This window comes from Caballeronia sp. LZ032 (assembly GCF_031451315.1).
Classification (GTDB): Bacteria; Pseudomonadota; Gammaproteobacteria; order Burkholderiales; family Burkholderiaceae; genus Caballeronia.
This window is the reverse complement of record NZ_JARUXP010000001.1, coordinates 1,613,859-1,633,798: the sequence shown is the minus strand read 5'-3', so window position 1 is coordinate 1,633,798 and position 19,940 is coordinate 1,613,859. Positions and strand designations below refer to the sequence as shown.

The 19,940-nt window shown below is 65.3% G+C and carries 19 protein-coding genes; 11 read left to right on the top strand and 8 right to left on the bottom strand.

Going from position 1 to position 19,940, the window contains the following annotated elements:
* Positions 1 to 166: 166 nt before the first annotated feature.
* Both QCE69_RS07640 and QCE69_RS07635 read right to left on the bottom strand, forming a co-directional pair.
* Entirely contained in the window at positions 167 to 970 is an 804-nt protein-coding gene (locus QCE69_RS07640; protein ID WP_309930176.1) for an aldo/keto reductase, read from the bottom strand.
* A gap of 59 nt (positions 971 to 1,029) precedes the next feature.
* Complete coding sequence (locus QCE69_RS07635) at positions 1,030 to 1,764, bottom strand: glutathione S-transferase family protein (protein WP_309930174.1); 735 nt, start codon at positions 1,762 to 1,764, stop codon at positions 1,030 to 1,032.
* 189 nt (positions 1,765 to 1,953) lie between these two features.
* On the opposite strand from QCE69_RS07635, the gene QCE69_RS07630 reads away from it, so the two are divergent.
* On the top strand, positions 1,954 to 3,195 hold the full coding sequence (locus QCE69_RS07630; protein ID WP_309916452.1) for a cystathionine gamma-synthase family protein: 1,242 nt from the start codon (positions 1,954 to 1,956) through the stop codon (positions 3,193 to 3,195).
* Positions 3,196 to 3,249: 54 nt separating this feature from the next.
* Here the strand turns inward: QCE69_RS07630 and QCE69_RS07625 are convergent, their stop codons facing one another.
* From QCE69_RS07625 to QCE69_RS07610, 4 genes are all read right to left on the bottom strand, one after another.
* Positions 3,250 to 4,188, bottom strand: coding sequence for a DmsC/YnfH family molybdoenzyme membrane anchor subunit (locus QCE69_RS07625; protein WP_309916450.1), 939 nt, complete (start codon positions 4,186 to 4,188; stop codon positions 3,250 to 3,252).
* A 19-nt stretch (positions 4,189 to 4,207) separates the two neighbouring features.
* The gene (locus QCE69_RS07620; RefSeq protein WP_309916446.1) at positions 4,208 to 4,954 is read right to left on the bottom strand and encodes a 4Fe-4S dicluster domain-containing protein; all 747 of its coding nucleotides are present in this window, start codon (positions 4,952 to 4,954) and stop codon (positions 4,208 to 4,210) included.
* A gap of 11 nt (positions 4,955 to 4,965) precedes the next feature.
* A complete protein-coding gene (locus QCE69_RS07615) occupies positions 4,966 to 7,896 on the bottom strand; it encodes a molybdopterin oxidoreductase family protein (RefSeq protein WP_309930172.1) in 2,931 nt (976 codons plus the stop codon).
* A 67-nt stretch (positions 7,897 to 7,963) separates the two neighbouring features.
* Positions 7,964 to 9,040: a YeiH family protein gene (locus tag QCE69_RS07610; RefSeq protein WP_309916440.1), complete on the bottom strand. Its 1,077-nt coding sequence runs from the start codon at positions 9,038 to 9,040 to the stop codon at positions 7,964 to 7,966.
* Between the two features lie 113 nt (positions 9,041 to 9,153).
* Here QCE69_RS07610 and QCE69_RS07605 point away from each other — a divergent pair, with 113 nt between their 5' ends.
* The 8 genes from QCE69_RS07605 (at position 9,154) to QCE69_RS07570 (ending at position 16,877) form a co-directional block, all read left to right on the top strand.
* On the top strand, positions 9,154 to 10,044 hold the full coding sequence (locus QCE69_RS07605) for a LysR family transcriptional regulator (protein ID WP_309930170.1): 891 nt from the start codon (positions 9,154 to 9,156) through the stop codon (positions 10,042 to 10,044).
* 140 nt (positions 10,045 to 10,184) lie between these two features.
* Entirely contained in the window at positions 10,185 to 11,006 is an 822-nt protein-coding gene (locus QCE69_RS07600; protein WP_309930168.1) for a TIM barrel protein, read from the top strand.
* A gap of 58 nt (positions 11,007 to 11,064) precedes the next feature.
* Positions 11,065 to 12,063: a sugar kinase gene (locus tag QCE69_RS07595; RefSeq protein WP_309930166.1), complete on the top strand. Its 999-nt coding sequence runs from the start codon at positions 11,065 to 11,067 to the stop codon at positions 12,061 to 12,063.
* 137 nt (positions 12,064 to 12,200) lie between these two features.
* Positions 12,201 to 13,484, top strand: a complete 1,284-nt coding sequence (locus QCE69_RS07590; RefSeq protein ID WP_309916429.1) for an MFS transporter — start codon at positions 12,201 to 12,203, stop codon at positions 13,482 to 13,484.
* Positions 13,485 to 13,530: 46 nt separating this feature from the next.
* Positions 13,531 to 14,499 carry a D-glycerate dehydrogenase gene (locus QCE69_RS07585; RefSeq protein WP_309916426.1) on the top strand — a complete coding sequence of 323 codons (969 nt, stop codon included), beginning with the start codon at positions 13,531 to 13,533 and terminating at the stop codon, positions 14,497 to 14,499.
* A gap of 105 nt (positions 14,500 to 14,604) precedes the next feature.
* Positions 14,605 to 15,684 carry a LacI family DNA-binding transcriptional regulator gene (locus QCE69_RS07580; RefSeq protein WP_309930164.1) on the top strand — a complete coding sequence of 360 codons (1,080 nt, stop codon included), beginning with the start codon at positions 14,605 to 14,607 and terminating at the stop codon, positions 15,682 to 15,684.
* Between the two features lie 9 nt (positions 15,685 to 15,693).
* A complete protein-coding gene (locus QCE69_RS07575; protein WP_309930162.1) occupies positions 15,694 to 16,473 on the top strand; it encodes a YhfC family glutamic-type intramembrane protease in 780 nt (259 codons plus the stop codon).
* Positions 16,474 to 16,511: 38 nt separating this feature from the next.
* Positions 16,512 to 16,877, top strand: a complete 366-nt coding sequence (locus QCE69_RS07570) for a DUF3022 domain-containing protein (RefSeq protein ID WP_309930160.1) — start codon at positions 16,512 to 16,514, stop codon at positions 16,875 to 16,877.
* Between the two features lie 25 nt (positions 16,878 to 16,902).
* On the opposite strand, the gene QCE69_RS07565 is transcribed toward QCE69_RS07570, so the two are convergent.
* Together QCE69_RS07565 and QCE69_RS07560 are read right to left on the bottom strand one after the other, a co-directional pair.
* Entirely contained in the window at positions 16,903 to 17,331 is a 429-nt protein-coding gene (locus QCE69_RS07565; RefSeq protein WP_309930158.1) for a PGDYG domain-containing protein, read from the bottom strand.
* A 124-nt stretch (positions 17,332 to 17,455) separates the two neighbouring features.
* Entirely contained in the window at positions 17,456 to 17,995 is a 540-nt protein-coding gene (locus QCE69_RS07560; RefSeq protein ID WP_309919718.1) for a Spy/CpxP family protein refolding chaperone, read from the bottom strand.
* Positions 17,996 to 18,141: 146 nt separating this feature from the next.
* Here QCE69_RS07560 and QCE69_RS07555 point away from each other — a divergent pair, with 146 nt between their 5' ends.
* Positions 18,142 to 19,032, top strand: coding sequence for a LysR family transcriptional regulator (locus tag QCE69_RS07555; RefSeq protein ID WP_309930155.1), 891 nt, complete (start codon positions 18,142 to 18,144; stop codon positions 19,030 to 19,032).
* A gap of 410 nt (positions 19,033 to 19,442) precedes the next feature.
* Positions 19,443 to 19,898 (top strand): Lrp/AsnC family transcriptional regulator, encoded by a 456-nt coding sequence (locus QCE69_RS07550; RefSeq protein WP_309832366.1) that lies wholly within the window; start codon positions 19,443 to 19,445, stop codon positions 19,896 to 19,898.
* Positions 19,899 to 19,940 lie beyond the last annotated feature (42 nt).

Below are 19,940 nucleotides of genomic sequence, written 5' to 3'. Positions count from 1 at the left end.
AAATCGTGGAAAGCTTAGAAGGAAATGGAATAAGGACGCCCGCAAGGATAGCATTGCAAGGCGGGTCTGCGGGCTTCGGGACATCGAAGAAAAACGCCCGGCGAACGCGTCAGCCGGGCGGCTATGTACGGATGCTATGCGTGGCGGCATGCGCCGCGCATCGCTATCACCATTTCGGCGCGAACGAAGGATTGGCGTTGCGCCGGCCTTCGTCGAGGGCATCGATCTGGGCGATGTCGTCGGCGTCGAGCTTGAGTTTCTGCGCGTCCCAGTTGCTTTGCTGATGCTCCAGATTCGTCGAGGCCGACAACACCACGATATCCCGCGCCAGCAGCCACGCGAACGTGACCTGCGCAGGCGTGACATTGTGTTTCGCGGCGATCGCCTTGAGCGTCATGTCCTTGTGCGCGCGGCCTTCGCCGAGCGGCATGTACGCCGTCACCTTGATGCCGGACTTCTGCGTCGCATCGACGAGCGCCCGGTTCGCGAGGAACGGGCTCACTTCGATCTGATTGGTGACGATGTCCTTGCCGCCCGGCGCCGCCAGCGCTTCCTCGAGCAGCGGCGCGGTGAAGTTGGACACGCCGTAGTGGCGGATCAGCCCCAGTTGCTGCGCTTCCTGCAGCGCCGCGAGCGTTTCGGCGATCGGCACCGCGCCCTTGGGCGACGGCCAGTGGACCAGCGCGAGATCGATCGTGCCGATGTCGAGTTTCGCGTGACTGTCCTTCAGGCTGGCAATCAGCGCATCGCGCGACAGCCGCTCCCACCAGACCTTGGTCGTGACCCAGACATCGTCGCGCGCGATGCCCGAATCGCGCACGCCCTGGCCCACGGCGGCTTCGTTGTTGTAGTACTGCGCGGTGTCGATATGGCGGTAGCCGATGCCGATTGCGCTCTTTACAGCTTCCGTGGTCTTGGCGGCATCGACGCGAAACGTGCCGAGACCGAAGGAAGGAATCGTTTCGATCATGCTGGCTCCTTGCTGAGTCGGGAGTGGATGGGCGTCAGGCGCGCGTGGTTCATCGTGGCTCACGCGTCCTGATCGAGTTCGGGATAGTGCCTGAAGATGCCGGATTCGTTGAACGGCAGACGCCGGTCCGAATCCACGTAGGCGGCAATGTTGGGCCGTTGCAGCACGGCATCGTGCAGCGCCGCCACGCGCGGATACTGCTCGCCGAAGCGCTTCATCGCGCGCGGAAACGCGTAATGCAGGCCATCGACGATCTGGAACATGGACAGGTCCACATAGCTGGTCTGGTCGCCGATCATCTGCGTGTCGCCCGCGGGATTCTGCTTCAGCACGCGTTCAAAATAGCCCATGAACTTCGGGACGCGCTTGTCGAGGAAATTCCGCGTGCGGATCTTCGCGGCGTCCTTCTGATCTTCATAGTAGAGGTCGGTGGCCAGCGGATGATGCGTGTCGTGCACTTCGGCAACGAAATCCGCGATGGTCAACTGCAGGCCATTGGCCACGTAGCGCAGGCCCTCATTCTGCGGCGCCAGGCCCAGCTTGGGACCGAGGTAGAGCAGGATGTTCGCGACGTGCGGCACGATCAGCTCGCCGTCCTTCAGGAACGGCGGTGCGAACGGAATATGCGGCTCGGTCTTGCTGTCGAGGATTTTCATCATCGCATTCATGCCGTGGCCGCTTTTCTTCGACTCGCGCGCGACCTCGATGTACGGCGCGCCGGCATCTTCCAGCGCCAGCCGGACGAATTCGCCGCGGCCCTGCAATCCGTCCCAGTAATGGAGTTCGTAAGGCATGAGTTGGGCTCCTTGTCGGGGAATGCCGCGCCGGGGTTCACGAGCGGAGCAGCGTTATCATGCTCGTCGCGAACGGCGCGGACGAAGGAACAGGCGAGCAACATGCGTACCCGTAAGCCGTGGATGCCATGAGCGGCTGAAGATCAGGCAAAATCGATGGTTTCGGATCGACTCGCTAGCGGAGAAGTAATGGACAAGCAAGGTTTCACCACAGGCATCGTTCACGGCGACAGGCAGCCCGGCGCGGAACACGGCGGCGTGCGTCAGCCGATCCATACATCGGTGCAGTATGGCTTCGAACGCGTGGAAGATCTGATCGGCGTGTTCCAGGGCACGAAGAAGGGCGGCTTCAACTACGCCCGTCAGGGCACGCCGACCACGGCCGCGCTGGAGCGCAAGATCACGAGCCTGGAGCAGGGCGTCGGGTCCATCTGCTTCGGCACGGGCATGGCCGCGCTCTCCGCGGTGTTCCTGACGCTGCTGCGCGCGGGCGATCACCTCGTGTCGAGCCGCTATGTGTTCGGCAACACCAACAGCGTGTTCGGCACGCTCAGGACGCTCGGCATCGAAGTGACCACGGTCGATGCCACCTCCGCCGACAACGTCGCGAACGCCATCAAGCCGAACACGCGCATGGTGTTCGTCGAGACCATCGCGAATCCGGGCACGCAGATTCCCGATCTCGAAGGCATCGGCGCACTGTGCCGCGCGCGCGGTCTCGCCTATGTCGTCGACAACACCATCACGTCGCCGGCGCTGTTCGTGCCGAAGGCCGTGGGCGCGAGCCTCGTCGTCAATTCGCTGACCAAGACCATCGCGGGACACGGCGCCGCGCTCGGCGGCGCGGTGACCGATACCGGCCTGTTCGACTGGAGCAAGTATCCGAACATCGCCGACGATTACCGCGGCTCTGCGCCGAAGGAACAAGGGCTGTTGCAGGTTCGCAAGAAGGGACTGCGCGACATGGGCGGCTCGCTTTCGTCGGAGCAGGCGCATTCCATCGCGATGGGCGCGGAGACGCTCGCGCTGCGCGTCGCCCGGTGCAGCGACAACGCGCTCGCGCTGGCGCGCTTTCTCGAAGGGCACGAGGCCATCGGCCGCGTGTTTTATCCGGGGCTGGAAAGTCATCCGCAGTATGCGATCGCGCAGAAGCTGTTCAAGGGCGCGTCCTGGCTGCTGTCGTTTGAACTGCGTCGCGCGGACCGCATGATCGACGTCGTCAATGCGCTGAAGCTGCCGATCAAGGCGACCGGACTCGGCGATACGCGCACGCTGATCATCCCGGTTGCGCCGACCATCTTTTACGAAGCCGGCGCCGAAGTACGCAAGTCGATGGGCATCTCGGACGGCATGCTGCGGCTCTCGGCGGGCATCGAGGATACCGCGGACCTGATCGCCGACTTCGGTCAGGCGCTCAAGCTGGCCGTGTAAGCCGCTAACGCGTGCCTTCCCGGGCACGCGTTGTTTATGCTGCGGATCAGCCGATCACGAAGCCCGCGCGTAGTAGATGTTCTGCGGGTGGCGCGCTTCGGCGAAGAAGAACCAGCGTTCTGCGACTAGCCCCAGATACTGCGTGACGAAGGCCACGCAGAACAGCGCGGCGGACTGCGCGCCGATGCCCGCGAGCATCAGCACGAAGGGCACGCCGAACGCGCCGATCAGGAAGGTCCACTTGATGCGGCGGATCGCCTGCACGGTCTGTCCATGGAAGAACTCGCGCAGGTTGAAGGCGCCCGCCGTGAAGCCGCGCGATTTCTGCACGACGTTGGGCCCCTTGATGCCTGTCGCGCTCTGCACGGTGGACTTGGGCCGCAGACGCGCATTGCGCTGCAAGGATGCGACACGCGCCACACAACCGGCGAGCGTCAGCGTGCAGGCGCAGGCCGCGAGTCCCGCCGCAAGCGACGGCGCGAGCCATGCGGCGCAAGCGCTGGCGAGCGTGAAACCAGATGCGCAGCCGAGCAGTACGAAGTTGACCAGCGTGAGCGGCGTTGCCCATTCCTGGAGGAAGCGCAGGCATGCATAGATCATCGCGGTGCAGACGAACAGCGCGGCCGCCGCGAGCACGCCGATCAAGCCGATGGCCAGCGACCACGTCGCGCCGAGCCAGTGCGCAAAACCATATAGCGCGGCGCAGCCGAGAAAGGCCGGCAGGGCCAGGCATTCGCGCGAGAGCCACGAGGTGCGCCACATCGCGATGGCGCGCCACGCGCGTTCCGGATGGCCGAGGTGAAAGAACGACGCGATCAGCCCGAGGCCGCCGAGCGCCACGGCAACGGCCGCGCCGATGACGAAGAAGGTCTGCGACGGCCCGGCGAACAGGCCGATGCGCGCCAGCAGTTCCACGCCGACGAGCGCGATCAGCAGGCCTTGCGCGGCACCGCTCAGGGTCGTGAGGAACACGACAGAAAACGCGGGTTTCATGAGGATGCTCCGTGTGAGGTCAGACGCGGGCGGCCATGGCCGCCAGATTCAGTTCGCCGTGGGCGTCGAGCGCGTCATCGTCGGCGGCATTCGATTTGCCATTCGACTCGCCATTCGATTTACACCCGCACGAACCACTGCCGCACGCATTCACCGGATTGCGCGGCAAGTAGTGATTCGCGGGCTTCGTGTCCCATTCGGGCATCAGCTGATAACCGCCGCGCTCCTCGATCGCCTTCGAGACGACCGACTCCGGATCATGGATGTCGCCGAAGAGCCGCGCCGAAGTCGGGCACGCGAGCACGCAGGCAGGCTTGCGGTCGCGCTCGGGCAGCGCCTCGTTATAGATGCGGTCGGCGCACAGCGTGCACTTGGTCATCTCCTTGCGTTCTTCGTCGAGTTCGCGCGCGCCGTAGGGGCACGCCCACGCGCAGTACTTGCAGCCGATGCACTTGTCGAAATCCACCAGCACGAGCCCGTCTTCCTTGCGCTTGTAGCTCGCGCCGGTCGGACAGACGGGCACGCACGGCGGGTCCTCGCAGTGCAGACACGACTTCGGGAAATGAATGGTGTCGGCGAGCGGAAACTCGCCCGACTCATAGGTCTGCACGCGGTTGAAGAAGGTGCCGGAGGGATCGGCGTCATAGGGGCGCTGATCCGCGAGGCTGCCCGCTTCGCCGGAGGTGTTCCATTCCTTGCAGCTAGTCACGCAGGCATGGCAGCCGACGCAGACGTTCAGATCGATCACGAGAGCCATCTGGGTCATCGGAGTCTCCTTCAGTTGCCCGGGTTGCGCTTCAACGCGTTGCGCAGGCGCGCCGCGAACTCGCCGCGTCCCGCGAAGTAGGTCTGTACGACGCGCTGCACCGGCCCGGCCATGCCCGGTGCGGGGCGCATCGGCGGGAATTGCGGCAGGGTATGGCGCGCGTCGGCTTCAGCGGGATAGACGCGTACGCGCACGTCGTACCAGGCCGCCTGTCCCGTCACCGGATCCGAATTGGAGTAGCGGGCGCCTTCGCGCTGCGGGTCGGGGATTTCATCGGTGATGAGGTGATTGAGCAGGAAGCCACGCTGCGATTCGTTGGCGTCGGCGCCGAGGCCCCACGCACCCGAGGCCTTGCCGATCGCGTTCCAGGTCCATACCGTGCCGGGCTCGACCGCCTCGCTGTAGCGCGCCATGCAGCGCACCTTGCCCCATGGCGATTCGACGTAGATCCAGCCGCCATCCTCGATGCCGTTCGCCTGGGCCATGCGCGGATTCATGTACAGCAGGTTCTCGCCATGAATCTGCCGCAGCCACGCGTTCTGCGAGTCCCATGAGTGATACATCGCCATCGGGCGTTGCGTGACGGCGGCGAGCGGGTAGCGTTCGAGGTCGGTCGTGTCGCGTTCGAGCGGGGCGTACCAGAAGGGCAGCGGATCGAAGTAATGTTCGATGCGCGCACGCAGATGATCCGGCGGCTGCCGGCCCTTCGTGCGTCCCTGGGCGGCAAGGCGGAACTTCTGCATCACGTCGGAATAGAGCTGGATCAGGATCGGCGTGTCGAACTTGCGGAAGCCTTTTTCGACCGACCACTTCAGATACGGCCCGTTCTGGCCGCGCATGTACTGGAATTCCTCGGGCATCGTGTAATGGAAGACGCAGTCGTGCTTCGCATACTCTTCCCACTGGTTCGGATTCGGCTCGCCGACCAGCGCATCCTTGCCGTCCTTGCCGCGCCAACCCATCAGGAAGCCCACGCCTGAGCCCGGCGCGGTCTGGTGATTGACGATGAAATCCGGATAGTCGCGATACTTGCGCGTGCCTTCCGGCGTCGTGAAGGCGGGCAGCTTCAGCCGGCTGCCGAGTTCGACGAGCACTTCCTGGAACGGCCGGCATTCGCCGGTGCGCGGCACGACCGGCACGCGTACCGAATCGCACGGACCGTCGAACTCGGAGATCGGGCGGTCGAGCATCGACATCGCGTCGTGGCGTTCGAGATAGGTCGTGTCGGGCAGCACGAGATCGGCGAACGCGGTCATCTCGGACTGGAATGCATCGCAGACCACGATGAACGGAATCTTGTACTCGCCGCTCGCGTCCTTGTCGGCCAGCATCTTGCGCACTTCCATCGTGTTCATCGACGAGTTCCAGGCCATGTTGGCCATGAAGATCATCAGCGTGTCGATGGGATACGGATCGCCGCGCCAGGCGTTCGTGATGACGCTGTGCATCACGCCGTGCACCGCGAGCGGATATTCCCACGAGAAGGCCTTGTCGATGCGCACCGGCGTGCCGTCGTCGTGAATGAACAGGTCCTCGGGCGCGGCGGGCCAGCCGAGCGGGCCGCTGGCGAGCGGCGTGTTGGGCTGCACCTGGTCGGGATGATTCGGCGGTTTCGCGGACGGCGGCACCGCGCGCGGAAACGGCGACTTGTGGCGGAAGCCGCCCGGCCGGTCGATGGTGCCGAGCAAGGACATCAGCACCGCGAGGCCGCGAATCGACTGGAAGCCGTTCGAGTGCGCAGCGAGCCCGCGCATCGCATGGAACGCGATGGGATTGCCCGTCACGTGATCATGCGTCTTGCCCCAGGCATCGGTCCAGCGGATCGGCAGCGTGATCTTGTGGTCGCGGCTCACCTGGATCATTTCGGCGGCCAGTCGCCGGATGGTCGCGACCGGAATGCCGGTGATCTCCGCCGCCCACTCCGGCGTGCAGGACGCGACCTGCTCGCGCAACAGCGCAAAGGATGGCGCGACGGGCGTGCCGTCTTCGAGCGTATAGCGGCCGTCGAGCGCGGGCTCGGCGTCCGGCGCGTGATGCGCGACCGCGCGGTTCGTCTTCGTGTCCCACCACAGATGATTCTGCGGGAAGAGCTTGTTGCCTTCGGGCGTGCTGGCATCCTCGACGAACAGGCCGAAGCGCTCGCTCGCCTCGTTCATGTCGAGCAGTTCGGCCGCGTTGGTGTAGCGCGTGACGAACTCGTGGTCGTAGGCGTCGGCGGCGATCAGTTCGTGGATCAGCGCCATGAAAAGGGCGCCGTCGGTGCCCGGGCGGATCGGCACCCATTCGTCGGCGATGGCCGCATAACCCGTGCGCACCGGATTGATCGCGATGAAGCGTCCGCCCGCGCGCTTGAACTTCGAGATGGCGATCTTGAGCGGGTTCGAGTGATGATCCTCCGCCGTGCCGATCATGAAAAACAGCTTCGACTGGTCGAGATCGGGACCGCCGAACTCCCAGAACGAACCGCCCATCGTGTAGATCATGCCGGCCGCCATGTTGGCCGAACAGAAGCCGCCATGCGCGGCGTAATTGGGCGTGCCGAAGTTCTTCGCGAACAGGCCCGTCAGCGCCTGCATCTGGTCGCGGCCGGTGAAGAGGGCGAACTGCTTGGGATCGGTGGCGCGCAGATGCGCGAGACGTTGTTCGAGCGTGTCGAGGGCCACGTCCCACGACACGGGTTCGAACTGCGCCTCGCCGCGCAACGCGCCGGGCTTGCGCATCAGCGGCTGGGTGAGACGCGCGGGCGAGTACTGCTTCATGATGCCCGACGCGCCTTTCGCGCAGATCACGCCCTGGTTCAATGGATGGTTCGGATTGCCGTCGATGTAGCGAACCTCGCCGTCGCGCAAATGCACGCGGATGCCGCAGCGGCACGCGCACATGTAGCACGTCGTGGTCTTGACATCGAGCGTCTCGTTCTGGGTGCGAGCGCCGTGTTCCATGAGTGCTCCTTCAAAAAGCGTCATCGCGCGATGGGGAGTTCGCGCGATGGATACTGCAACAGCCCGGTCAGCCGAACAGACGCTCGACGCCGAGGGTGATCGCAAGACCGCCGCCAACGAGCCATGCGTACAGGATCGCGCCGGTGGCAAGGGCACGCGGGCCGGCCGCGCGAATCTGCGCGAAGCGGGTTTCCATGCCGAGCGCCGTCATGGCCATCGTGAGCGCGAAGGTGTCGAGCATGTTGATCGTGCTGGTGGCGGTATCGGGCAGGACGTGCAGCGAGTTCACGACGACCAGTGCGAGGAAGCCGAGCGCGAACCACGGCACCGCGACCTTGCCTTTGCCTTGGGTCGGGTCCTGACCTGCGCCGGCGTTGCGCGAGCGGCTGATCCAGAAACCGATGACCAGCAGCACCGGCACCAGCAGCATCACGCGCGTCATCTTCACAATGGTGGCGATGTGCGTCGCTTCCGGACTGACGTTGCTCGCCGCGCCGACCACTTGGGCGACTTCATGGATCGTGCCGCCGAAGAACAGGCCCGCGCCGAGCGTGTCGAGATGCAGCCAGCCGGCATTGAGCGCGAGCGGATAGAGGAACATCGAGAGCGTGCCGAACAGCACGACGCTGCCGACCGCCATCGCGCTCTTGTGCGGCTTGGACTGGAGCGTCGATTCGAAGGCGAGCACGGCGGCCGCGCCGCAGATGGCGCTGCCGGCGGCGGTGAGCAGCGCGGTGTCGCGGTCGAGCTTCATGAGCTTCATGCCGGCCCAGGTGCCCACGACGAGCGTGCTGACGACGACCAGCACCGACACCGTGAACCCCGCTGCGCCGACCTGCGCGATCTCCTGCAGGCTGACCCGCAGGCCGAAGAACGCGACGGCGATGCGCAACAGCTTGCGCGCGGAGAAGTTGACGCCGGCGGCCCAGCTGTCGGGCATGCCGTGGCGTAGTGCATTGCCGTAGAGCGCGCCCGCGATGATGCCGACGATCAGCGGGCTGATTCCGACTCCCGCGATGGCGGGCACGGCGGCGACACGCGTGACGGCGGCGGCAAACAGCGCGACGAAGAGAATGCCGTTGAGCTGTCCGCGTGTGGAAGACGCGGCGGGTGCAAGCGGGGAGGCGGACGGGACCGTGGACATGGAGGGTCTCAAGGATAGGTAGGAGTCTATGGGCTAATCCTATTCTCGATATATCAATATGAAAAATCGTGATTTAGAATGCCAAGTATCGGATAAGCGGATATTTGGAAGCGATGACCCCGGAGCAGCTGATAACCTTTGCGACCGTAGCGGAGCACGGCAACATCAGCCGCGCGGCGGTGGCGCTTCATCTCTCGCAGCCTGCGGTATCGGGGCAACTGCGGCTTTTGCAGGACGAATTCGGCGAGCCGCTTTATCAGCGCGACGGCCGCGGCATCCGCCTGACAGCGGCCGGCGAGCAACTGCTCGGGCATGCGGAGCGGCTACGTGAAACCTTCGCTCAGGCCCATGCGCTGCGCGACGCGCTGCGGGGGCTTGAACGCGGGACGCTGCGCATCGGCGCCAGTACGACGCCCGCCAGCTATCTGCTGCCATATCTGATCGCGGCGTTTCACAAGCGCTATCCCGATGTCACCGTGACGACCATCGACGGCAATACCAGCGACATCGTCGCGGCGCTCGGCGCGCTCGACATTGCACTGGTCGAAGGCCCGGCCGGGCAGGATCTGCCGCTCGGCACCACGGTGACGTCGTGGCGGGAGGACGAGATCGTCGCGATTGCACCGAAAGGGCATCCGCTCGCGGACGGCCGAGAATTCGTCACGCTCGACGAATTGGGGGCGCAGCCGCTCGTGTTGCGCGAGCCGGGCTCGGGGGTGCGGCTGATTGTCGAACGGGCGTTCGCGGAACACGGCGCGCCAATGCGTGCGGCGCTCGAAATCGCAGGCGTGGAGGGCGTGAAGGAAGCGGTGCGCGCGGGGATGGGCGTCGGTTTCGTTTCGGCGATGTCGATCCGTCACGAGGACAACGCGCTGCAACGGCTGCGCCTCGCGCCCGAACCGCTCACGCGGCGCTTTTCCATTCTGCTGCCGCATGCCGCTACGCCTTCGCGTGTCGCCACGCGCTTTCTGGAACTGTGCGAGGAACCCGGCCTGATCGGCTAGGGAATTCCACTATGGCGCGCCTCACGTACTCTGACGCACCATTCGCTCTGAATCAGGACGCTGCGGCGTCTTTTTTGAAATCTTCAAATGGAACCGGTTCCAGTAGGCTGAATCGGACCGAATTCGATGGTGGCGCGCCGGTGAAGCAGATTTCTCGACAGAAAGCGGTATCGGAGGTGGTGATCGTCGCGAGCGCGTTCGGCGCGGAGGCGATTCGCTGCGATGGTCACGCTGTCTGGGCCAGCGCGGCGGCGAGGGCGGGCGCGCACGGCTTCGAAGTGCGCCGCGAACTGTTCGCCAGCGATGCCGATGTCCAGCCATCCGCACTCGCGCGCCTCGGCGAACGGATTCGCGCGCGGGGTTTGTGGGCCGTGTATTCCACGCCCGCCTGTCTGTTCCGTGACGACGGCGCGCTTGATTCAGACGCGCTTGCGCTTGCGATCAACGAAGCTGCGGCGCTGGGCGCGCGCCTCGTGAAGCTGCAACTCGGCGGCACGGAGCGCGCAGTCAAGACGGATGGCGTCACGCTGGATCGGCTGCTGTCGGGCGTCGCGACGTCGCGGGCGCGCGTGGTGGTCGAGAACGGACAGCTGAAGGCGGGAGGAACGATCGGCGCGTTCGAGACGCTGTTCGCCGCACTGCCGCGCCAGAGTGGCCTGGCGATGACGTTCGATACCGGCAACTGGCAGTGGGCGAAGCAGGATCCGCTCGATGCCGCCCGACGGCTCGCGCCGCATGTCGCCTACGTGCATTGCAAGGCGGTGATGGGCGAGGGCGGGCGCCGCTTCGCCGCCGCGCCGGCCGACGGCGACGCGCGTTTCGCGACGCTGCTCGCGCAACTGCCGGGCGACATGCCGCGCGGCATCGAATATCCGTTCATGGCAGGTGCAGACATCTCGCTCGCGGACGACGCGGCGCGCCAGGTTGCCCGCATCGGCGCATTTGCGCGGCATTTTGAATAACGCATTTTGCATTCAGCAGTGCATTTTGCATTCAGCATCAACCTGTAGAGGAACCGACATGCAAGCTCAGACCGACTCCCTGGACGTCGTCACCTACGGCGAGGCGATGACGATGTTCGTCGCGGCCCAGACCGGCGATCTCGCCCGCGTCGGCCAGTTCACCAAGCGGGTGGCGGGCGCGGATCTGAACGTCGCGATCGGGCTGTCGCGGCTCGGCTTCAAGGTGGGCTGGATGAGCCGCGTGGGCAACGATTCGTTCGGCCGCTACGTGCTGGACGTGCTCGCGGCCGAGGGCATCGACGCGCGCCGCGTGGCGGTGGACCGGCGCTATCCGACCGGCTTCCAGCTCAAGGGCAAGTGCGACGACGGCAGCGACCCGGCCGTCGAGTACTTCCGCGCCGGATCGGCGGCCAGTCACCTGTCGCTCGACGACTACGCCGCCGACTACGTCCTCGGCGCACGGCATCTGCACCTGACGGGCGTGGCGCCGGCGATTTCCGCGACTTCACGCGAACTCGCCTTTCACATGGCCCGCGAAATGCGCGCGGCAGGCAAGACGATCTCATTCGATCCGAACCTGCGGCCGACCTTGTGGCCGTCGCGCGAAGCCATGGCAGAGTCGCTCAATGCACTGGCCGCGCTGGCCGACTGGGTGCTGCCGGGCGTGACCGAGGGCCTGACGCTGACCGGCTACGCGAAGCCCGAGGACATCGCCGCGTTCTATCTCGAGCGCGGCGCGAAGGGCGTGGTCGTGAAGCTGGGCGCGCATGGCGCGTACTTCCGCACGGCGCGCGACGAGCAGGGCATCGTGCCGGCGCTTCCGGTGACGAACGTGGTCGACACGGTCGGCGCGGGCGATGGCTTTGCCGTCGGCGTGGTGAGCGCGCTGCTGGAAGGACACGACGTGCGGCATGCCATTGCGCGCGGCAATCGTATTGGCGGTCTGGCAATCCAGGTGATCGGCGACAGCGAAGGCCTGCCGACCCGCGCCGCGCTCGACCTGCTCGAACGGCAGGATGCCAGCGACAGGACGGCCAGCGCCGCGTTTCCGGCCTGAACGAGGGCCGCGGAGGCCTTCGCTCGTGAATTGAATCGTGCATTCAAAGTGCGTTAAACCGTGCACTCAGCGTGCATTCATCGGGCATTCAACATGCACGATGACGCGCACCCAACGTTCTGCTTCAGGAGACAACCATGCAGACTTCCTCCACTCCCACGCTGGCTGTGCGCCGCTGGTGGGCGATCATGCCGATCGTCTTCATCACCTACAGCCTCGCCTACCTGGATCGCGCGAACTACGGTTTCGCATCGGCCGCCGGCATCAACCAGGATCTAGGCATCAGCAAGGGGCTGTCCTCGCTGATCGGCGCGCTGTTCTTCCTCGGCTATTTCTTCTTCCAGATTCCCGGCGCGATCTACGCCGAGCGGCGCAGCGTGAAGAAGCTGGTGTTCTGGAGCCTGATCCTGTGGGGCGGGTGCGCGGCGCTCACCGGCATGGTGAGCAACATTCCGTCTCTGATGGCGATCCGCTTCGTGCTCGGCGTGGTCGAGGCCGCGGTGATGCCGGCGATGCTCGTGTTCATCGCCAACTGGTTCACGAAGTCGGAGCGTTCGCGCGCGAATACGTTCCTGATCCTCGGCAATCCGGTGACGGTGCTGTGGATGTCGGTCGTATCGGGCTATCTGGTGAACTCGTTCGGCTGGCGCCACATGTTCATCGCGGAAGGCCTGCCGGCCGTGGTCTGGGCGGTGATCTGGTGGTTCATCGTGAAGGACAAGCCGGCGCAGGTCAGCTGGCTCTCGGAACAGGAGAAACGCGATCTCGACGCCACGCTGCGCGCCGAGCAGGCGTCGATCAGGCCGGTCAAGAACTACCGCGAGGCCTTCAAGTCGCCGGCCGTCATCAAGCTGTGCGCGCAGTATTTCTGCTGGAGCATCGGCGTGTACGGGTTCGTGCTGTGGCTGCCCTCCATCCTGAAGAGCGGCTCGACGCTCGGCATGGTCGAGACCGGCTGGCTCTCGGCGGTGCCGTATCTCGCGGCGACCATCGCGATGCTGCTGGCGTCCTGGGCCTCGGACAAGCTGCAGGCGCGCAAGGCCTTCGTCTGGCCGTTCCTGCTGATCGGCGCCATTGCCTTCGCAGGCTCGTATCTGCTCGGCTCGACCAACTTCTGGGCGTCATACGCGCTGCTGGTGATCGCCGGCGCGGCCATGTACGCGCCTTACGGACCGTTCTTCGCGATCGTGCCCGAGCTGCTGCCGAAGAACGTCGCGGGCGGCGCCATGGCGCTCATCAACAGCATGGGCGCGCTGGGCTCGTTCGTCGGCTCCTATGTTGTCGGCTATCTGAATGGCGCGACCGGTTCGCCCGCTGCCTCCTACGTCTTCATGAGCGCGGCGCTGCTGCTGTCGGTCTGGCTCACGCTGGCCGTCAAGCCGCAGGCCACGGTGCGCACGGGCGTGGCGGCGCGGTCCTGAGCCGTTTATGCTTGGCCCCTCCAACCTGCAATCGCATCGAGCGCCCATGACCCGAACCATCGTTGCCTACAAAGCCTTGCCCCCCGACGTCGACGCCTGGCTGCGCGAGCGCGCCGACGTCATCGATGTCGATCCGAAAGACCACGCCGCATTCGTCTCGGCGCTCCAACGTGCCGATGGCGCCATCGGCGCGAGCGTGAAGATCTCCGCCGACATGCTCGACGGCGCCACGCGCCTGAAGGCTTTCTCGACGATCTCCGTCGGCTTCGATCAGTTCGATGTCGCCGACCTCACGCGCCGCGGCATCGTGCTCACGCATACGCCCGACGTGCTCACCGAATCGACCGCCGACACCGTGTTCGCGCTGATCCTCTCGAGCGCGCGCCGCGTCGTGGAACTGGCCGACTGGGTTCGCGAAGGCCACTGGAAAGGGAGCATCGGCGAGGATTGCTTCGGCGTGGACGTGCAGGGCAAGACGCTCGGCATCGTGGGGCTGGGACGCATCGGCGGGGCGGTCGCGCGCCGCGCCGCGCTCGGCTTCCGGATGGACGTGCTCTACACCAACCGCAGCCCGAACGAGCAGGCCGAGCGTGACTACGGCGCGCGGCGTGTCGAACTCGACGAACTGCTCGCGCAGGCCGACTTCGTGTGCCTGCAAGTGCCGCTCACGCCCGAGACGCGCGGCATGATCGGCGCGGCCGAATTGGGCAAGATGAAGCGCAGCGCGATCCTCATCAATGCGTCGCGTGGCCCGACGGTAGACGAAGCCGCGCTGATCGACGCATTGCGCGACGGCACGATTCGCGGCGCGGGCCTCGATGTGTTCGAGCACGAACCGCTGCCCGCCGATTCACCGTTGCTTGCGATGAAGAATGTCGTTGCGTTGCCGCATATCGGCTCGGCCACGCACGAGACGCGTCACGCGATGGCGCGCAATGCCGCCGAAAACCTGATCGGCGCGCTCGACGGTACGCTGACGCAAAATATCGTCAATCGCGACGTGCTGACGCGCTGAGCGACAAGGATCGGGCCCGCGCATGCGCTAACATGCGCGATGCGAGCAGAACCATAATCAAGTCTGCGCGTGTCGCCGTCAGGCGCCCCGCGGGCCACGACCCTTATGTCCGACGATCCCTCTTCAACCCAGCCCCCGGCGCCGTTCGTCACGCGCCGTGCAACGATCACCGATGTCGCCCGCGAGGCGGGCACCGGCAAGACCAGCATCTCGCGCTACCTGAACGGCGAGATGGACGTGCTGTCGCCCGACCTGCGCGGGCGCATCGAGGCGGCCATCGCCAGGCTGGACTATCGGCCGAATCAGATGGCGCGGGGCCTCAAGCGCGGCCGCAACCGCCTGATCGGCATGCTGCTCGCCGACCTCACCAATCCGTACTCCGTGGAAGTGCTGCAGGGCGTCGAGGCCGCGTGCCACACGCTCGGCTACATGCCGCTCATCTGTCACGCGGCCAACGAGATCGACATGGAGCGGCGCTATCTGCAACTGCTGACGACATATCGCGTCGAAGGCGTCATCGTCAATGCGCTCGGCGTGAAGGAAGCATTGCTGCAGGGCTTCGCGCAGGGCGGCATTCCGGTCGTGCTGGTGGACCGCTCGGTGGAAGGGCTCGTCACCGATATGGTCGGGCTCGACAATCATGCGGCCGTGGCGCTGGCCACGCGTCATCTCGTCGCTGAAGGGTTCGACGAGTTGCTGTTCATCGTGCAGCCTGTTACGCACGTCAGCTCGCGGCGTCTGCGCGAAACGGCCTTTCGTGAAACGGTCGCGGCAACGGGTGCGAGCGGCGCAACGCTCGTGATCGATCTCGCCGATGCGTCGGCCGCGCTCGAACAACTCGACGCGCGCGTGAGCGCGGCACAGGCGGCGGGCAGGCGCGTCGCGCTGTTCGCCGCCAACGGGCCGGTTGCGTTGCGCGTCGCCGTGCATCTGAAGGCGCGCTATGGCGCGGACTGGCAGGCGCGCGTCGCGCTGATGTCGATCGACGATTCCGAATGGGCCCAGCTCGCCGGCATGACGACGGTGCGGCAGCCGACCGGCGATATCGGCCGGCGCGCGGTCGAGTTTCTGCATGAACGGCTCGGCGGCGCTACGATGCCCGCGCGCGAATGCCTGCTGCCCGGCGAGCTCATCGTGCGCGCTTCCACGGCGCGCAATCCGCACGTGCTATCCCAAGGAACCTGAGGAACTGGAATGGTCAGTGTGTCGACCTTGTTGTGTCTTGCGCTGGCGGCGCTGCTGATCGCCGCGCTGCCCGTCGTGCTGTACCGGAAGCTGAGGCCGCGTTTCGGCATCGTGCCGCGCGAAACGATTCTCGGCGTGGGCGTGTTCGCGCTCTTCGCGATGGTCATCGAACGCGCGCTGCATGGCTTCGTGCTCGCCAATGCCGTCACGTCCGGCTGGCTCGCGAGCCCCGCGGTGTTCGTCGTCTATGGCGCGCTGGCCGCCGGTGTGTGCGAGGAAGTTGGCCGCTTTCTCGCGATGAAGTGGCTCATCTCGCGCGAACCCGGCGCGCTGGACCGCGTCGGACCGGGGCTTGGGCTTGGCATCGGACATGGCGGCGCCGAGGCGTGGATCGTCGGCGTGCTGGTGCAGGTGCAATGGATCATCTACGCGGTGCTCGCCGACCGCGGCACGCTCGATGCGCATTTTGCGAACGCGCCGCTCGAAGCGGTCGCGCGCATCCATCTGGTGCTGCTGAGTCTCTCGCCGGTATCGGCGGGCATCTTCGTGATCGAGCGCGCGAGCGCGTTCGTCCTGCAACTCGGCTTCTCTGCACTGATGTGGCAGATGTTGCGCGAACGCTCGCGTCATGCGTTGCCGTTCCTGATCGCGGCGCATGCGCTTGTCGGCCTGCCTGCCGCGTTGTTCCAGGCGCGGCTGGTGCCGCTCTTCGCCGCCGATGCCGTGTATCTCGCGCTCGGCGTGTTCGTCGCAGTGGGGCTGGTGCGCTACTATCGGCGCGCGGCCTGAACCGTATCCGCCACTTCCCGATCTTTCTTCGACACAGCATGGAAGACTATCAATACGACTGCCCGAGCGCGGACATCGACATGCTGGCGCGTGTGATCTCCGACCTCTTTCCGGAACAGACGCAGTTCGTCGAGCGCAAGGACGACACGGGCCGTACCTCGCTCGTGATTCACTACGTGGCCATGCGCTTTGGCGCGCAGGCGCGGCGCATTGCCATCGACGTGCGCTTCGATCCGGATGCGCTCGCACGCTACCGCGCGACGCCGCCGCGCATGCACGCACGCAGTTATGCGGTGTTGCGCGCGTATGTGGAGGCCACGCTCGGATCGCTGGAGGAGCAGTATGCGAACGGCGAGGCTGTGCCGCGCGAGGTCGAACTGGAGATGGGCGAGGACTTCGCCTGAGGCGTCTGGACTTTGGCGTGCGTTTTTAGAGCACGCGGTACACCTTGGCAAAGCGCGCTGCCTTGACGACGCCGTAGTCGCCGGGCGCGTATTGCATGACCCAGTCGCCGGCATCGCCCGTGAGGATGTCGCCGGCGGCCGAGCGCGCGATGGAGAAGGGCTCGTGCATCTCGCGAGCAAGCACGACGCTCGGCAGGTTGCGATAAACGCCCGGCTCGCCATGCGCAATGCCGCCTTCGGGCGCGTACTTCGCATCGAAGCGTGCGCGCGACACGACCCAGCGTTCCCCGCCGGCGCCGCTGACGATGGCATCGCCTTGTGTGTGCCGGTTCGGGCCTTCGAGACTCATCAGTTCGCCGTCGCCGGCTGCGAATTCGACAGATACGGCTTCGTCCTTGACGACGCGGCATGCGGCCGGGTCAGAGGCGAGATCGAGCTGGGTCAGATGGAGCATGGTGCGTTGCCGGATGGCGTGACATGGGGATGCGGGATCGTAACGGCATTCGCGCGCATTGTGCGCCTCGTCATGTGAAAAAGCCCGCCTAGGCGGGCTTTGTATGCATCATGCAAGATTCAACTCAGGGCTTGGTTGCCGAAGCCGGCGCGGGGCTGGCCGCATGCGGGCGACGATGCGCACGATGGCGGTGGTCCTTGGCATGCTCGTCGCGGAAGCTGGTATCGGCCAGTTTCTTCTGCTCCGGCGAGAGGCTCGCGTAAAGCGGCTCGAAAGCCTCGACGAGGCGCTTCGTGCCGTCCGCGTTTGCTTGCGTGATCTGCTGATACTGCTTCATGTCGTCGAGCGCGGACATCGTGCTGCGCTGGGCGACGCGCTGGCGATAGAGATCGGCCATGGTGCGGCCGTTGTCGCGCATCACGTCGGCGAACTTCGACCATTGCTCTTCCTGCTGCGGCGTGATCTTGAGGCTCGAGTGAAGCTCAGCGATACGCTCTTCAGTGCGCGCCTCGCGATTCGAGGCGGCCGGAGCTGAAGCGGCGGTTTGGGCAGAAGGAGCGGCCGGCGCGGAAGCGGCTGCGGGCGCGGACGATTGTGCGAAGACCGGGCTCAATGCGCCCAGCGAGACCAGCGAGGCGGCCAGGGTGACGAGAGTTCTTTTCATTCGTATATATACCTTGAATCGAGATGAAAGGTGGGCGTGCCGGTATGCTGCATGCCGTTGGCGGATATTAGTATCACGATTGCATTCAAGTTCGCTTGCATTGCGACAACTGCTTACATTCGATACGACTCTGGAAAAAAAGCGCAGTGGATACCTTGTTGAGCATGCGGGTCTTCGTGGCCATCGTGGATCTGGGCAGCCTGAGCGCCGCGGCCGAGCGCTTTTCCATCTCCGCGCCAATGGCCGGCAAGCATCTGCAGGCGCTGGAGGCGCGTCTGAACACGCGCCTGATGGTACGCACGACGCGGCGCCAGAGTCTGACCGAGGTCGGCCGCGAATACTACGAACGCTGCCGCCGCATTCTCGCCGAGGTCGATGCCGCCGATACCCTTGCAGAAGCCATGAGCGCGACGCCACGCGGTGTGTTGCGCGTGACGGTGCCGCTGACCTACGGCGTGCATTTCGTCACGCCGGCCGTGACTGATTTTCTGGCGGCGTTTCCGCAGATCGCGGTGGAGTTGAATCTCACCAACCGCATGGTCGATATCGTCGAGGAACGGTTCGATGCGGCCGTGCGCATCGGCGCGCTGGCGGATTCGAGTTTCGTCGCACGCCCGTTGAAGCCTTATGCCATGGCTGTGTGCGCGACGCCCGGCTATCTTGCGCGTGCGGGGACGCCCGCAACGCCCGCCGATCTCGCGGGACACGAGTGCCTGGGTTTCGTGCATCAGGGACGCGAGGCGGGCTGGCGACTGGAGGGGGAAGATGACGCGATCCTCGCACGCCGCACCGGTTCCGCGCGCTTTCGGGCAAACAACGGCGAGGCGCTGAAGAAAGCCGCGCTGGCGGGCTTCGGGCTGGTGTTGCAGCCGCATGCGTTGGTCGAGGACGAGTTGAATAGCGGCGCGCTGGTGGCGGTGTTGCAGGCGTACTTGCCGAAATCCTCGCCGGTGCATCTGGTGTATCCCCGTGATACGCGCGCGACGCCGAAGCTCGCGAGTTTCGTCGACTTCATGATGGCGCGGCTGGGGGTGTGATGACGAGAGTTGGGCGACGGCGATTGAGAGTGCTTTGGCACGATGCGAACGTGCTGGCGGCAAGCCTTGTGTGAACCGGGCCGCGACTCGAACGTACGACGCTGCTGATGTCCCAGGCCCGTCGGCGATAATGCAAAACACAAAATGCCAAATGCCGGTTTGCATTCAATACGCGTAACGCAAAATGCAACGTGGTGCGAGTGAGGTGCAAAAACGGGAGGTGCAGTGCAGGCGTGACGTTGCTTCGTTACCCGGCGGCCCCTTCGTGAGGGCGACGGAAAGCACAGACCGCGCGCCGGCATGCAAGATTACGCATGCCGAATACCCTTTGGCATTCAAAACGCATAGCGCGTAATGCATAACGCATAGAACCAACTCAGCCAATACAAAACGCCAGGAACGACGCACACATGAGACCGCCGCGCCTCGATCAACTCGACGACATCGATCGCAACCTCGTCGCGCTTTTGCAGATGAACGCCCGCGAGAGCGTCGCCGAACTTGCGCGGCAGCTTGGCGTCGCGCGCACCACGGTGATCGCACGGATCGCGCGGCTCGAAAAGAATCAGGTGATCGCGGGCTATGGCGTGCGACTCGGACAGGACGTGCTCGACGCGAGTATCCAGGCCTACGTGGGCATCAAGCTGACGCCGCGATATGGGCGCGATCTGCAGAAGCGTTTTGCGCGCATGCCCGAGATCCAGTTGCTCTGCGCGGTAAGCGGCGAATTCGATTACGTCGCCTGGCTGCGCGCCGACTCACCCGACCGCCTCAATGACCTGCTCGACGAAATCGGCGCGCTGGAAGGCGTCGAGCGGACGACGACGTCCATCATCCTGGCGCGCAAGATCGACCGGGCAGGTTAGCCGGACACGACAAAACGCAGTATTGTCCCGTCGAAACGTCGA

Excerpts from the sequence above, each read along its gene's own strand:
- QCE69_RS07640 (WP_309930176.1), bottom strand. The coding sequence starts at position 970 with ATGATCGAAACGATTCCTTCCTTCGGTCTCGGCACGTTTCGCGTCGAT.
- QCE69_RS07635 (WP_309930174.1), bottom strand. The coding sequence starts at position 1,764 with ATGCCTTACGAACTCCATTACTGGGACGGATTGCAGGGCCGCGGCGAA.
- QCE69_RS07630 (WP_309916452.1), top strand. The coding sequence starts at position 1,954 with ATGGACAAGCAAGGTTTCACCACAGGCATCGTTCACGGCGACAGGCAG.
- QCE69_RS07625 (WP_309916450.1), bottom strand. The coding sequence starts at position 4,188 with ATGAAACCCGCGTTTTCTGTCGTGTTCCTCACGACCCTGAGCGGTGCC.
- QCE69_RS07620 (WP_309916446.1), bottom strand. The coding sequence starts at position 4,954 with ATGACCCAGATGGCTCTCGTGATCGATCTGAACGTCTGCGTCGGCTGC.
- QCE69_RS07615 (WP_309930172.1), bottom strand. The coding sequence starts at position 7,896 with ATGGAACACGGCGCTCGCACCCAGAACGAGACGCTCGATGTCAAGACC.
- QCE69_RS07610 (WP_309916440.1), bottom strand. The coding sequence starts at position 9,040 with ATGTCCACGGTCCCGTCCGCCTCCCCGCTTGCACCCGCCGCGTCTTCC.
- QCE69_RS07605 (WP_309930170.1), top strand. The coding sequence starts at position 9,154 with ATGACCCCGGAGCAGCTGATAACCTTTGCGACCGTAGCGGAGCACGGC.
- QCE69_RS07595 (WP_309930166.1), top strand. The coding sequence starts at position 11,065 with ATGCAAGCTCAGACCGACTCCCTGGACGTCGTCACCTACGGCGAGGCG.
- QCE69_RS07590 (WP_309916429.1), top strand. The coding sequence starts at position 12,201 with ATGCAGACTTCCTCCACTCCCACGCTGGCTGTGCGCCGCTGGTGGGCG.
- QCE69_RS07585 (WP_309916426.1), top strand. The coding sequence starts at position 13,531 with ATGACCCGAACCATCGTTGCCTACAAAGCCTTGCCCCCCGACGTCGAC.
- QCE69_RS07580 (WP_309930164.1), top strand. The coding sequence starts at position 14,605 with ATGTCCGACGATCCCTCTTCAACCCAGCCCCCGGCGCCGTTCGTCACG.
- QCE69_RS07575 (WP_309930162.1), top strand. The coding sequence starts at position 15,694 with ATGGTCAGTGTGTCGACCTTGTTGTGTCTTGCGCTGGCGGCGCTGCTG.
- QCE69_RS07570 (WP_309930160.1), top strand. The coding sequence starts at position 16,512 with ATGGAAGACTATCAATACGACTGCCCGAGCGCGGACATCGACATGCTG.
- QCE69_RS07565 (WP_309930158.1), bottom strand. The coding sequence starts at position 17,331 with ATGCTCCATCTGACCCAGCTCGATCTCGCCTCTGACCCGGCCGCATGC.
- QCE69_RS07560 (WP_309919718.1), bottom strand. The coding sequence starts at position 17,995 with ATGAAAAGAACTCTCGTCACCCTGGCCGCCTCGCTGGTCTCGCTGGGC.
- QCE69_RS07550 (WP_309832366.1), top strand. The coding sequence starts at position 19,443 with ATGAGACCGCCGCGCCTCGATCAACTCGACGACATCGATCGCAACCTC.